This window comes from Actinomadura litoris (genome assembly GCF_009733595.1).
GTDB classification, from domain to species: Bacteria; Actinomycetota; Actinomycetes; order Streptosporangiales; family Streptosporangiaceae; genus Spirillospora; species Spirillospora litoris.
The window spans coordinates 41378-55861 of the sequence record NZ_WOFH01000025.1 but is presented as its reverse complement, the minus strand read 5'-3'; the positions used below and the strand labels follow the sequence as shown (position 1 = coordinate 55861).

The 14484-nt window shown below is 73.4% G+C and carries 3 protein-coding genes (1 of these 3 running past the window's edge); all 3 read left to right on the top strand.

What is annotated here, in order from left to right:
- Positions 1-21: 21 nt before the first annotated feature.
- Tightly spaced (each overlapping or abutting the next), the 3 genes in view from GNZ18_RS40430 to GNZ18_RS40420 form a layout consistent with a single transcriptional unit that may run on beyond the window.
- Positions 22-5154 carry a condensation domain-containing protein gene (locus GNZ18_RS40430; RefSeq protein ID WP_376766301.1) on the top strand — a complete coding sequence of 1711 codons (5133 nt, stop codon included), beginning with the start codon at positions 22-24 and terminating at the stop codon, positions 5152-5154.
- Positions 5154-12464 carry a non-ribosomal peptide synthetase gene (locus tag GNZ18_RS40425; RefSeq protein ID WP_156222856.1) on the top strand — a complete coding sequence of 2437 codons (7311 nt, stop codon included), beginning with the start codon at positions 5154-5156 and terminating at the stop codon, positions 12462-12464. Before GNZ18_RS40430 ends, GNZ18_RS40425 begins: the two co-directional genes overlap by 1 nt.
- On the top strand, positions 12464-14484 hold the start of the coding sequence (locus GNZ18_RS40420) for a non-ribosomal peptide synthetase (RefSeq protein WP_156222853.1). It continues 14764 nt past the right edge of the window; only the first 2021 of its 16785 coding nucleotides appear in the window; the start codon lies at positions 12464-12466; its stop codon lies beyond the right edge, outside the window. Before GNZ18_RS40425 ends, GNZ18_RS40420 begins: the two co-directional genes overlap by 1 nt.

Below are 14484 nucleotides of genomic sequence, written 5' to 3'. Positions count from 1 at the left end.
GCGCCGGGTGGGAAGTATGCGCTGCTTCAGGCGCAGGTCACCGACCTGGGTAACACGGTGGTGTTCGCGAGTTTGGCGACCGGTGGGGAGTTGCACATCCTGCCGGAGGAGGCCGTGACCGACCCGGGCGCGGTGTCGGGGTATCTGGCCGAGCATGGGATCGATTATGTGAAGGCTGTTCCGTCGCATTTGGCGGCGTTGTCGTCGGTCGCGGGGGCGCGGAATGTGCTGCCTGCCCGGTCGCTGGTTCTGGGTGGTGAGGCTGCGCCTCCGGAGTGGGTGCGGGAACTGGTTGAGGCTGCGGGTGAATGCGCGGTGTTCAACCACTACGGCCCCACCGAGGCGACGATCGGTGTGACGACCACCCGGCTTTCGTCGGGCGGCGTCGTTCCGGTGGGATCGCCGGTCGGGAACACCCGCGTGTTCGTGCTGGATGAGTTCCTGTGTCCGGTGGCTCCGGGTGTGGTGGGGGAGCTGTATGTCGCCGGGGCCCAGTTGGCCCGGGGTTATGTCGGGCGTGCTGGGCTGACGGCGGAGCGGTTCGTGGCGTGCCCGTTCATTCCCGGTGAGCGCATGTATCGGACGGGTGACCGCGTCCGGTGGACGCAGGACGGTCTCCTGGTCTTCGCGGGCCGCGCCGACGACCAGGTCAAGATCCGCGGCTTCCGGATCGAGCCGGGCGAGGTCCAAGCCGTCCTCAACGCGCACTCCCGGGTGAGCCAGGCCGCCGTCGTCGCCCGCCAGGACACTCCCGGTGAGTTGCGGCTGGTCGCCTACATCGTCGCGGACGACCCCGAGGACGAGGGGCTCGCGACGGTCGTGCGGCAGTTCGCGGCGCAGCGGCTTCCCGAGCACATGGTCCCCTCCGCCGTCGTGGTGCTGGAGGCGCTGCCGCTGACCGGCAACGGCAAACTCGACCGCAAAGCCCTCCCCGCCCCCGACTTCGCCGGGTCCGCCGGACAAGGACGCGCGCCCTCCAACATCCGCGAGGAGATCCTGTGCGCCGCGTTCGCCGAAGTCCTCGGCCTCGACAACGTCAGCGTCGACGACGACTTCTTCGACCTGGGCGGGCACTCGCTGCTGGCGGTCCGGCTCGTTGATCGGATCCGGGTCGTCCTGGGCGTGGAGACCGAGATCCGCACGCTGTTCGAGGCGCCCACGGTGGCCGGTCTCGCCGAGCGGCTGACCGGCGCGGGAGAGGCACGCGCCCCGCTGACCGTGATGGAGCGGCCGGAGCGGGTTCCGTTGTCGTATGGGCAGCGGCGGTTGTGGTTCATCGAGCAGTTGGAGGGTCCGAGCGCCACCTACAACGTCCCGATCGCGTTGCGGCTCGCGGGTGCGGTGGACGTCAAGGCTTTGGGTTTGGCGCTGCGGGATGTGATCGGCCGGCACGAGGTGCTGCGCACCGTGTTCCCGGTCGCGGACGGCGAGCCCTACCAGCGCGTCGTCGGCATCGACGAGCTGGACTGGGAGCTGGAGACCGCGCCCGGCGGCACCGTCGCGGAGGCGGCCCGGTACGCGTTCGACCTGGCGGTCGAGGTGCCGATCCGGGCGTGGCTTTTCGGGACGGGGCAGGACGAGCGTGTCCTCCTCGTCGTGCTGCACCACATCGCCAGTGACGGCTGGTCGATGGACCCGCTGGCCCGGGACCTGTCGACCGCGTACGCGGCGCGAAGCCGCGGCCACGTCCCCGACTGGAAACCGCTGCCCGTCCAGTACGCCGACCACACGCTGTGGCAGCGGCAGGTGCTGGGCGACGAGGCGGATCCCGGCAGTTTGATCTCGGGTCAGGTGGCGTACTGGCGCGAGGCGCTGGCAGGCGTCCCCGAGGAACTGGGGTTGCCGTTCGACCGTCCGCGTCCACTGGTTCCGTCGCGGAAGGGGCACGACGTCCCGCTTGATGCTCCGGCAGAGGTCCACGCGCGGCTCGCCGAGGTCGCCCGCGCCGAGGGCGTGACGACGTTCATGGTGTTGCAGGCCGCGTTGGCGATGCTGCTGTCGCGTTTGGGTGCGGGGACCGATGTGCCGATCGGGTCGGCGGTGGCCGGGCGGACGGACGCGGCGCTGGACGGCCTGGTCGGCTTCTTCGTCAACACGCTGGTCGTCCGGACCGACCTGTCGGGTGATCCGTCGTTCCGCGACGTCCTGTCGCGGGTCAGGGAGCGCAGCCTCGCGGCCTACGCCCATCAGGACGTGCCGTTCGAGCGGCTGGTGGAGGAGTTGTCACCGTCCCGGTCGATGGCGCGGCACCCGCTCTTCCAGGTGTCGCTGACGTTGCAGAACAACGTCCAGGCGGAACTGGAACTCTCCGGCGTACACGCCGACGGAGTGGCGACCGGGGCGTCCGCCGCCAAGTTCGACCTTGAGTTCGGTGTCGCGGAGACGACCGGCGCGGACGGTGCTCCGGCGGGGTTGCGCGGTGGGCTGGTCGCGGCCGCGGACCTGTTCGAGCCCGATTCCGCTCGGCGGTTGGGACGCCGGTGGGCGCGGGTGCTGGAGGTGCTGTCGGCCGACCCCGAGACGAGACTGAGCACCCTCGACGTGCGCGACGAAGCCGAGCGGCGCGAGGTGGATGCCTGGAGCGCCAGCGAATCGGCTCACATCCTGGACGCGGAGATGCGTCCCGTCCCGGCCGGGGTCGTGGGCGACCTGCACACCGCCGCCGAGCCGGACGGCCCCGTGCGAAGGACGGGCGACCGCGCCCGCTGGACGTTCGACGGCCGCCTGGTCATCGAGCAGAACGACCCGGCGCCTGCCCCGGAGAGCGACCCGAAGCAGTCGGGCACGGGCCGTGCGCCGTCCGGCATGCACGAGGAGATCCTCTGCGGGTTGTTCGCGGAGGTGCTCGGGCTGGAGCGGGTCGGTGTCGATGACGACTTCTTCCGGGTGCTGGGCGGGCATTCGCTGCTGGCGACCCGGCTGGTCAGCCGCGTCCGGAAGGTCCTGGGTGTGGAGGTGCCGCTGCGGGCGCTGTTCGAGGCGCCCACGGTCGCCGGGCTCGCCGCCCGGCTCGGCGAGGCCGCCGCGGCCAGGCTGGCGCTGACGCCCCGGAAGCGTCCGGAGCGGGTACCGCTGTCGTTCGCCCAGCAGCGGCTCTGGTTCATCCGGCAGTTGGAGGGCCCGAGCGCCACCTACAACATCCCGATCGCGCTGCGGCTGTCCGGCGACGTCGACCCGGTGGCGCTCGGCGCGGCGCTGCGGGACGTCGTCGAGCGCCACGAGGTGCTGCGCACGGTGTTCCCCACCGAGGACGGCGAGCCGTACCAGCACGTGATCGACATCGACCGGCTCGGCTGGCGGTTGGAGACGGCCGCGGTCGCCCCGGACGGCCTGCCCGGCGCGGTCGCGCGGGCCGCCGGGTACGCGTTCGACCTGGCGGTCGAGGCGCCGATCCGCGCGTGGCTGTTCGAGGCGGGGCGGGACGAGCGCGTCCTCGTGGTGACGATCCATCACATCGCGGGCGACGGCTGGTCGATGGGCCTGCTGGCCCGGGACGTCTCGGCCGCGTACCTGGCGCGGAGCGAGGGCCGGGTGCCGAAGTGGGACCCGCTGCCCGTCCAGTACGCCGACTACGCGCTCTGGCAGCGGGAGCTGCTCGGCGATGAGAACGACCCCGGAAGCGTCATCTCCGAACAGCTCGCGTACTGGCGGGACGCGCTGGCGGGCGCCCCGGAGGAGCTGCCGCTCCCGGCCGACCGCCCGCGGCCGCGGGTCGCGTCCTACCAGGGGCATGAGGCATCGCTCGACGTTTCGCCCGAGACCCACGCGCGGCTGCTCAAGGTGGCGCGCGAGGAGGGCGTCACCACGTTCATGGTGCTCCAGGCGGCGCTGGCCGTCCTGCTGTCGCGGCTCGGCGCGGGCGCGGACGTCCCGATCGGGTCGGACGTCGCCGGGCGCACCGACGACGCGCTGGACGGCCTGGTCGGGTTCTTCGTGAACACGCTCGTCGTCCGGACGGATCTGTCCGGCGACCCGACGTTCCGCGAGGTCCTGTCGCGGGTCAGGGAGCGCAGCCTGGCTGCGTTCGCGCACCAGGACGTGCCGTTCGAGCGGCTGGTGAAGGAGCTGTCCCCGGCGCGGTCGCGGTCGCGGCACCCGCTGTTCCAGGTGATGCTGTCGGTGCACAACAACGAGGGCGCCGACCTGGACCTGCCGGGCGCGGACACCGGCGGCGTGTCCACCGGCCTGACCGTGGCGAAGTTCGACCTGGACGTGTCGGTCGGCGAGGCGTTCGACGCGCACGGCGCCCCGGCCGGGCTGCGCGGCTCGGTGGTCGGCGCGGCGGACCTTTTCGACCCGGAGTCGGTCGAGCTGATCGGGGGGCGGCTCGCGCGGGTGCTGGGCGCGGTGACCGGCGACCCGGGCCTGCCGGTGGGCGCCGTGGACGTCCTCGGCGACGCCGAGCGGCGCCGGGTGCTCGGCGACTGGAGCGCGAAGGAGTCCGCCTACGTCCTGGACGAGGGGCTCCGTCCCGTCCCGCCGGGGGTGCCGGGCGACCTCTACGTCCTCCCCTCGCCGGACAGCGCCGAGGAGAGCCTGGTGGCGTGCCCGTTCGAGCCGGGCGCGATGATGCGCCCGACGGGTGAGCGCGCCCGCTGGACCCGCGACGGCACCCTCGACCTCCTGAAACCCCCGGACACTCCCGTCCGGGCCGGGGACAGGCGGCTCGTCGCCTACGTCGTGCCCGCGCCCGGCGCGGCCATCGACGAGGCGGAGCTGAGGGAGTTCGTCCGCGCCCACCTGCCCGAGTCGATGGTCCCGGCGGCGCTGATGGCGCTGGCGGAGCTGCCGCTGACCGCCAACGGCAAGCTCGACCACGGCGCGCTACCCGCCCCCCGTCGCACCGCGCCCGTATCCCGGGGGCCGTCCGATCCCAGGGAGGAGGCGCTCTGCGCGGCGTTCGCGCAGGTCCTCGGGCTGGAGCGGGTCGGTGTCGACGACGACTTCTTCGCGCTCGGCGGGCACTCGCTGCTCGCGGTCCGGCTCGTCAGCCGGATCCGCGCGGCGCTCGGCGTCGAGACCGACATCGTGACGCTGTTCGAGGCGCCGACCGTCGCCGGGCTCGCGGCGCGGCTCGACGAGCAGGCGCGGCTCGGCGAGGAGCGGACGCGGCGGCCCGCGCTGCGGCGGATGCGCGCCGGGGAGGAGTCCTGATGGTCCCGCTGTCGTTCGCCCAGCGCCGGCTCTGGTTCATCGACCGGCTCGAAGGGCCGGGCGCCACCTACAACATGCCGATCGTCCTGCGCCTCCCGCGCGAGGTCGACCCGGCCTGCCTGGACGCGGCGCTCCGCGACGTCATCGAGCGCCACGAGGTGCTGCGGACGGTGTTCGCCGCCGTCGACGGCGAGCCCCACCAGCGCATCCTGAAGTCCGGCGAGCTGGAGTGGGCCCTCCAGACCGCCGAGGTGGCTCCGGACGACCTGGACGGCGCGGTCGCGGACGCGTCCGCGCACCCCTTCGACCTCGCGGGCGAGGTGCCGGTCCGGGCGTGGCTGTTCGACACCGGCTCGGGCGCGCGGGTGCTGATCGTCGTGCTGCACCACATCGCCGCCGACGGCTGGTCCGTCGAGCCGCTCACCCGCGACATCGCCGCCGCCTACGCGGCGCGGAGCCGGGGCGGCGCGCCCGGGTGGGAGCCGCTGCCCGTCCAGTACGCCGACTACGCGCTCTGGCAGCGGGAGCTGCTCGGCGACGAGAACGACCCGGGCAGCGTGGTCTCCCGCCAGCTCGCGTACTGGCGGGAGGCCCTCGCGGGCGTCCCGGAGGAGCTGGACCTGCCCTACGACCGGCCGCGCCCGTCCGTCGCGTCCTACCGGGGGCACCGCGCGCCGCTGGAGGTCCCGGCGCGGGTGCACGCGCGGCTCGCCGACCTCGCGCGCGCCGAGGGCGCCACGACCTACATGGTGCTCCAGGCGGCGCTGGCGGTGCTGTTCTCCCGCCTCGGCGCGGGCACCGACATCCCGATCGGCACCGACGTCGCCGGGCGCACCGACGAGGCGCTGGACGACCTCGTCGGGTTCTTCGTCAACACGCTCGTCATGCGGACCGACCTGTCCGGCGACCCCACGTTCCGGGAGGTCCTCGCCCGGGTCCGCGCGACCGGGCTCGCCGCGCTCAAGCACCAGGACGTCCCGTTCGAGCGGCTCGTCGAGGACCTGTCCCCGGCCCGGTCGCTGGCGCGGCAGCCGCTGTTCCAGACGATGCTGACGCTCCAGAACACCACCCGCACCGTCCTGGACCCGTCCGACGCGGGCTCCGACGCGCCGCCGCCCGGCCCGCCGGTCGCCAAGTTCGACCTTGAGGTGCCGGTCAGCGAGGTCTTCGGCGCGGACGGCGCGCCCGCCGGGCTGCGCGGCTCGGTGATCGCCGCCGCCGACCTGTTCGACGCGGGGTCGGCCGCGACGCTCGCCGCGCGCCTGACGCGGGTCCTGGACCGGCTGACCGGGGCGCCCGACACCCGGCTGAGCGCCGTGGACGTCCTCGACGACGCCGAACGCCACCGGATCCTCACCGAATGGAGCACCGCCGGCGGCGGCCCCGTCTACGTCCTGGACGAGGGCCTCGCGCCCGTCCCCGCCGGTGTCGCCGGCGACCTCTACGTCGCGGGACGGGAGGGCGGCGCGCCGATCGCCAGCCCCTTCGTCCCGGGCGAGCGGCTCCACCGGACCGGCGACCGCGTCCGCTGGACCCCGGACGGACGGCTCGTCCCCGCGGCCCGGCGGGCCCCGAAGGCATCGGACCGGCGGCTGGCGGCCTACGTCGTCCCGGCGCCCGGCGCGGACGTCGACCCGGCCGAGCTGCGGGACTTCCTGCGCGAGCACCTGCCCGAGTCGATGGTCCCGGCGGCGTTCGTGACGCTCGCGGAGCTGCCGCTCACACCGAACGGCAAGGTCGACGTCGCGAACCTCCCGGCGCCCGAACCGCTCCCGGCCGCGTCCGGGCGCGGCCCCGCCACGCCCCGCGAAGAGATCATGTGCGCGGTGTTCGCCGAGATCCTCGGCCTGGACGGTGTCGGCGCGGAGGACGACTTCTTCGCGCTCGGCGGGCACTCCCTGCTCGCGATCCGCCTCGTGGAGCGGCTGCGCGGGCGCGGCGTCCCCGTCTCGGTGCGGGCGCTGTTCGAGACCCCGACCCCCGCCGGGCTCGCCGCCGCGGCGGGCGCCGGGGCCGTGGAGGTGCCGCCGAACCTGATCCCCGACGGCGCCACCGAGATCACCCCCGACATGCTGCCGCTGGTGGAGCTGACCGCCGAGGAGATCGGGCGCGTCACCGCGGCCGTGCCGGGCGGCGCCGCGAACATCGCCGACGTCTATCCCCTCGCCCCCCTCCAGGAGGGGCTCGTCTTCCACCACCTCATGGCGGAGGGCGGCGAGGACGCCTACGTCCTACCGACCCTGCTGGAGTTCGACTCCCGGACGCTGCTCGACGGCTTCGTCCAGGCCCTGGACCTCGTCGTCGCGCGGCACGACATCTTCCGGACGTCCCTCGTCTGGCAGGGGCTGCGCGAGCCGGTCCAGGTGGTGTGGCGGAACGCGTCGGTGCCCCTCACCGAGGTCGTCCTGGACCCCTCGGCCGCCGACCCGGCCGGAGAGCTGCTCAGCGCCGCGGGCCTTGCCATGGACCTCGGCCGCGCGCCGCTGATCACCCTGCACGCCGCCGCCGTCCCCGGCACCGGCCGCTGGCTGGCGGTCGCGCGGGTGCACCACGTCGTCCAGGACCACACCGCGCTGGAGGTGCTGCTCGACGAGGTGCGGGCCTTCCTCGCGGGGCGCGGCGACTCCCTCCCGGCCCCGCTGCCGTTCCGGAACTTCGTCGCCCAGGCGCGCGGCGGCGTCGAACGCTCCGAACACGAACGGTACTTCGCGGGGCTGCTCGGCGACGTCGAGGAGCCGACCGCGCCGTTCGGGATCGTGAACGTCCACGGGGACGGCACCGGGCTCGTCCGCGAGACGATCCCCTTCGCGCCCGCGCTCAACACCCGGCTCCGCGAGAGCGCGCGGCGGCTGGGAGCGAGCCCGGCGACCCTCATGCACCTGGTGTGGGCGCGGGTCCTCGCCGCCGTGTCCGGCCGCGACGACGTCGTGTTCGGGACGGTCCTGTTCGGCCGGATGAACGCGGGCGCCGGCGCGGACCAGGTCCCCGGCCCCTTCATGAACACGCTGCCCGTCCGGGTCCGCACCCGCGGACCCGGCGTCGTGGACGCGGTCGCGGCGATGCGGGGCCAACTCGCCGAACTGCTCGAACACGAGCACGCGCCGCTCGCGGCGGCGCAGCGGGCGAGCGGCGTCGCGGGCGACACGCCGCTGTTCACCTCGTTCCTCAACTACCGCTACAACACCGGCGGCCGACCGGACACCGAGGCCCAGGACGAGGCGACGCGCGGCATCCGCCTCCTGTCGTCCCGCGAACGCACCAACTACCCGGTCGCGCTCGCGGTCGACGACGACGGCGACGGCATGGCCGCGACCATCGACGCCGTCCCGCCGATCGACCCGCTCGCCGTGGGCGCGATGGTGCACGCGGCCACCGAACACCTCGTCGCGGCACTGGAACGAGCCCTCGACGGCGGCCCCGAGACGTCCCTCGGCGCCCTGGAGATCCTCGACACCGCCTCGCGGACGCGAATCCTCACCGGCTGGAACGACACGGCCGCCGACGTCCCGCACGGGTCGGTGGTGGAGTGGTTCGAGGCGCGTGCGGCCGCCGCTCCGGATTCGGTGGCGGTGGTGTCGGGTGATGTGTCGTTGACGTTCGCGGAGTTGGATGCTCGGGCCGGTTGTTTGGCGCGGTTGTTGGTCGGGCGTGGTGTGGGTGTCGGGTCGCTGGTCGCGGTGGTGGTGGAGCGGTCGGTGGATCTGGTGGTGTCGTTGCTGGCGGTGTTGAAGGCCGGTGGCGCGTATGTTCCGGTGGATCCGGAGTATCCGGCGGAGCGCATTGGTTTCGTGCTGGACGATGCTTCGCCGGTGTGCGTCCTGGCGTCGAAGGCCACGGCCGGGGTTCTGCCATCGGACCTTGCCGACGTGCTGGTTCTGGAGGACCTCGACCTTTCCGGGAAGCCGCTGGAAAAGCGTGCGCTACTGGAGCCGGGTGATTCGGCGTATGTGATTCATACGTCGGGGTCGACGGGTCGTCCGAAGGGCGTGGTGGTCGGTCACGGCGCCCTGGTGAACCACCTGTGGGCGATGGGTGAGCGGGTGCCGCTGGGCCCGGAGGACCGGCTTGTCGCGGTGACGACGGTGTCGTTCGACATCGCGGCGTTGGAGCTTTTCCTGCCGCTGGTGTCGGGCGCCCGTGTGGTGTTGGCCGACCGGGAAACCGTGGCCGAGCCCAGGGCGCTGGCCGAGTTGGTGCGCAGCGTCGGCGCGACCGTCGTGCAGGCGGTTCCGTCGTTGTGGCGGGCGTTGCTGGACGTCGAGGGCTGGCCTGCCGAGGTGCGTGTTCTGGTGGGCGGCGAGGCGCTCCCGCAGGAACTCGCAGCCCACATGCATGCGCTTGGTCTGGACGCGGTGAACGTGTACGGGCCGACCGAGGCGACGATCTGGGCCACGTCCGCACCTGTCGATGCGGGCCCGGTCTCGATCGGCCGCCCCTTCCTCAACACCTCCGCCTATGTGCTGGACGGCGCGCTGCGGCCGGTTCCCGTCGGTGCGACCGGGGAACTGTATCTGGCCGGGGCTCAGTTGGCGCGCGGTTATCTCGGCCGCCCGGGGCTGACGGCGGAGCGTTTTGTGGCGTGCCCGTTCGTTTCGTCGGCTCGGATGTATCGGACGGGGGATCTGGCGCGCTGGCGCGGCGATGGAACCCTGGAATGCCTGGGCCGTACCGATGACCAGGTGAAGGTGCGCGGCTTCCGGATCGAGCTGGGCGAGGTCGAGGCCGCGCTGGAGCGTCTCGGGGGAGTGGCACGCGCGGCGGCCACCGTTCACGCGGATCGCTTGGTCGGATATCTCGTAACCGGTTCGGATGCGGCGGTGAATTCCGCCGAGCTTCGGACTCAGGTATCCCAGATCCTTCCCGCTTACATGGTGCCGTCGGTGTTCATGGTGCTGGACGCGCTGCCTTTGACGGCCAACGGAAAGCTGAACCGCAAGGCCCTTCCCGCCCCAGAGCAGACGGGTGCCACCTCTGGGAGGGCGCCGTCCAACGCTCGCGAGAAGATCTTGTGCGCGGCGTTCTCCGAAGTCCTCGACGTGGACGAGGTCGGCGTCGACGACGACTTCTTCGCCCTCGGCGGCCATTCGCTGCTCGCGGTGCGGCTCGTGGAAAGGCTGCGCGTCCACGGGGTGTCGATCTCGGTGCGGGCGCTGTTCCAGACGCCGACCCCGGCCGGGCTCGCGGACGTGGCCGGAGCGGAACGCGGCGCGGTCCCCGAGAACCTGATCCCGGACGGCGCCACTCAGATCACGCCCGACATGCTGCCGCTGGTGGAGCTGTCGGCCGAGGAGATCGGCCACATCACCGAGAACACCGTCGGCGGCGCGCCGAACGTCGCCGAGATCTACCCCCTCGCCCCGCTCCAGGAAGGGCTGCTGTTCCACCACCTCCTCGCCGACGGCGGTGATGACGCCTACGTGATGCCGACCGTGCTGGAGTTCGACTCCCGGGCCCGGCTCGACGCGTTCACGGGCGCGCTGCAACAGGTGGTCGACCGGCACGACATCCTCCGCACGTCGATCGTCTGGGAGGGCCTGCGCGAGCCGGTCCAGGTGGTCGCGCGCCGCGCCGTCCTGCCCGTCGAGGAGGTGGCCCTGGACCCCGCAGGCGCCGATCCGGTGACCGAGCTGGTGGCGACGGTCGGCACCTCGATGGACCTGGGGCGCGCCCCGCTGATCAGCGTCCACACCGCCCCCGACGGCGACCGGTGGCTCGCGCTGGTGCGGGTGCACCACATGGTGCAGGACCACACCGCGATGGGCGTGCTGCTCGGGGAGGTGGAGGCGTTCCTCTCCGGGGACGCTGCCGACCTGCCCGCCCCGCTGCCGTTCCGCGAGTTCGTGGCGCGGTCGCGCGCCGCGCTGGAGGAGTCGGAGCACGAGCGGTACTTCGCCGGGCTGCTCGCGGACGTCCGCGAGCCCACGGCCCCGTTCGGCGTGCTGGACGTGCGGGGCGACGGCGCCGGGGTGGCCCACCACGTGGAGCCCCTCGCGGCCGACGTGGTCGCGCGGCTGCGGGAGGTGTCCCGGAAGCTGGGCAGCAGCGTGGCGATCGTGACGCACGTGGCGTGGGCGCGGGTCCTCGCCGCGGTGTCGGGCCGCGACGATGTGGTGTTCGGGACGGTCCTGTACGGCCGGATGAACGCCGGGGCCGGCGCGGACCGGGTCCCCGGGCCCTTCGTCAACACCCTCCCCGTCCGGGTCCGGACGGACGGGCAGGACGTGCTCGCGGCCGTCTCCGGCATGCGCGCCCAACTCGGCGACCTGCTGGAGCACGAGCACGTGCCGCTCGCGGCGGCGCAGCGGGCGAGCGGCGTCACCGGCGACGTTCCGCTGTTCACCTCCTTCCTCAACTACCTGCACGTCACCGGCCGGGAGGACGCGGCCGGTCCGGGGCAGGAGGGCATCCGGCTCCGGTACTCCCGCGAGCGCACCAACTTCCCCCTTGAGGTCGCCATCGACGACACGGGGGACGGGATCCAGGTGTCGGCCGGGGCCCTCGCCCCGATCGACGCGCGGACGGTCGCGCTCCTGATGAGGGCCGCGATCGAGAACCTCGTCCCCGCGTTGGAGGACGCCCTCGACGGCACGGCGCCGCCCCTGCACAGCGTCGACCCCCTGGGCGGGGCCCAGGTGCTCGACGGTTCGCGGAGCGCGGTGCCCGCGGGCGTGCCGGGCGATCTGTATCTGGCGGACGCACGTCCGGCATCCGACGAGCCCGGCGACCGCCTGTACCGCACGGGCGCCAGGGCACGGCGGACCCCGGAAGGGCGGGTCGAGTTCCTGACCCCCGAGGGTGCACCGATGGCGGTCCCGGGCGCGGCCGCCGACAGACGCCTCGTCGCCTATGTCGTCGCGAAGGACGAGGGCGTCACGCCCGAGTCCGTGCGGGCGTTCGCCGCGACGCACCTGCCGGACTCCATGGTCCCGGCGGCCGTGGTGGTGCTCGACGCGCTGCCGTACTCGGCGAACGGAAAGCTGGACCGGGACGCGCTCCCCGTGCCGGAGTTCGCCGTGGTGGCCGGGGCGGGCCGGGGCCCCTCCAACCGCCGGGAGGAAATCCTGTGCGGATTGTTCGCGCAGGTCCTCGGCCTGGAGAGGGTCGGGGTGGACGACGACTTCTTCGCCCTCGGCGGGCATTCGCTGCTCGCCGTGCGCCTGGTCAACCGGATCCGGGCCGTCCTGCGGGTGGAGCTTCCGTTGCGGGTGCTGCTCGGAGCGCCGACGGTGGCGGAGCTCGCGCGGCGGCTCGGAGAACAACAGTCAGCGAGGCCGATGTTGCGGCCGATGCGTACCCGGGAGGACTCCTGATGGTTCCGTTGTCGTATGCGCAGCGGCGGCTGTGGTTCATCGCGCAGCTCGACGGCCCGAGCGCGACCTACGACATCTCCCGGGTGCTGCGGCTGCCCGGGGAGGTCGACGCCGCGGCGCTCGGCAGCGCGTTCCTGGACGTGCTGGCCCGGCACGAGGTGCTCCGCACCGTCTACGAGGCCGTGGACGGCGAGCCCTACCAGCGCGTCCTGAAGCCCGACGAGCTGGACTGGGCGCTGTCGGTGGCCGAGGTCGACCCCGCCGACCTGGACGTCGCGATCGCCGAGGCGTCAGAGCACGTGTTCGACCTGGAGGCCGAGATCCCGATCCGGGCGTGGCTGTTCCAGGCCGGTCCGGACGAGCGCGTCCTCGTGGTGACGATGCACCACATCGCGAGCGACGGCTGGTCGATGGGCCTGCTCACCAGGGACGTGTCGACCGCCTACGCGGCCCGCGTCGAGGGGCGGGAGCCGGAGTGGGAGCCGCTCCCGGTGCAGTACGCGGACTACGCGTTGTGGCAGCGGGAGCTGCTGGGCGACGAGAACGACCCGGACAGCGTCATGTCGCGCCAGGTGGCGTACTGGAAGGACGCGCTGGCGGGCGCCCCGGAGGAGCTGGCGCTGCCGTTCGACCGCCCGCGCCCGGAGGTCTCCTCCCACCGCGGGCACGAGGTGGCGGTCGACATCCCCGCCCCCGTCCACGCGCGCCTCGTCGAGCTGGCGCAGGCGGAGGGCGTCACCAGCTACATGGTCGTGCAGGCCGCGATGGCGGTGCTGCTGTCGCGGCTCGGCGCGGGCACCGACATTCCGATGGGGACGACCGCCGCGGGCCGGACCGACGAGGCCCTGGACGACCTGGTCGGGTTCTTCATCAACACGCTCGTCATCCGGACGGACCTGTCGGGCGACCCGACGTTCCGCGAGGTGCTGGCCCGCGTCCGCGACACCGGGTGGACGGCGCTCGAACACCAGGACGTGCCGTTCGAGCGGCTGGTGGAGGAGCTGTCCCCGGCGCGGTCGCTCTCCCGGCACCCGCTGTTCCAGGTGATGCTGAAGGTCCAGAACAACGAGCGGACCGTCCTGGATGCGGCGGAGCCCGAACCCGGCCCCGCCCGGTCCGGCCCCGCGCCCTCGGCGGCGGCTTCGGCGGCGGCGAAGTTCGACCTCGACTGGACCTTCGACGAGTTCTTCGACGCCGCTCGCGCCCCGGCCGGGCTGCGCGGCGGCGTCGTCGCGGCGGCCGACCTGTTCGAGATCGCGACGATCGAGCGGATCACGACGCTGTTCGCCCGCGTCGTCCGGGAGCTGGTGGCGGCGCCGGAGACGCGGCTGAGCGCGGTGGAGGTCCTGGACGAGGGCGAGCGGCGGCTCGTCCTGGCCGAGTGGAACGACACCGCCCGCGAGGTCGAGGCCGCCACGCTCGCGGAGCTGTTCGAGAAGCAGGCCGCGCGGACGCCGGACGCCCCGGCGCTCGTCTTCGACGGCGTCACACTGACCTTCGCCGAGACCGACGAGCGCGCGAACCGGCTCGCCCGGTCGCTGATCGCTCGCGGGGTCGGGCCCGAGGCGCGGGTCGGGGTGTGCCTGGAGCGCGGTGCCGAGCTGATCGTGGCGATTCTCGGTGTGCTGAAGGCGGGCGGCGCCTACGTTCCGCTCGACCCGGAGTACCCGGCCGACCGCATCGCCTACATGATCGAGGACGCCGCGCCCGTCACCGTCCTCACCACGGCGACGGCCGCGGCGGCGCTGCCCGAGGGCGCGCCGCGCCTCGTCCTGGACGACGCCGCCCTGGAGGGCGTCGACGGCGGTCCGCTCGCCCCCGGCGAGCGGACCGCGCCGCTGCTTCCCCGCCACCCCGCCTACGTGATCTACACGTCCGGGTCGACGGGACGGCCGAAGGGCGTGGTGGTCGAGCACCGCGCGATCACCGGGCTGTGCGAGGGGCACCACGAGGCGCTCTACGGCGGGGGGCGGACGCGGGTGGCGCTGACGACCTCGGTGTCGTTCGACGCGTCCTGGAA

Bases quoted from the DNA above. Each gene is read 5' to 3' on its own strand.
- GNZ18_RS40425 (WP_156222856.1), top strand. From the start codon at position 5,154: ATGGTCCCGCTGTCGTTCGCCCAGCGCCGGCTCTGGTTCATCGACCGG.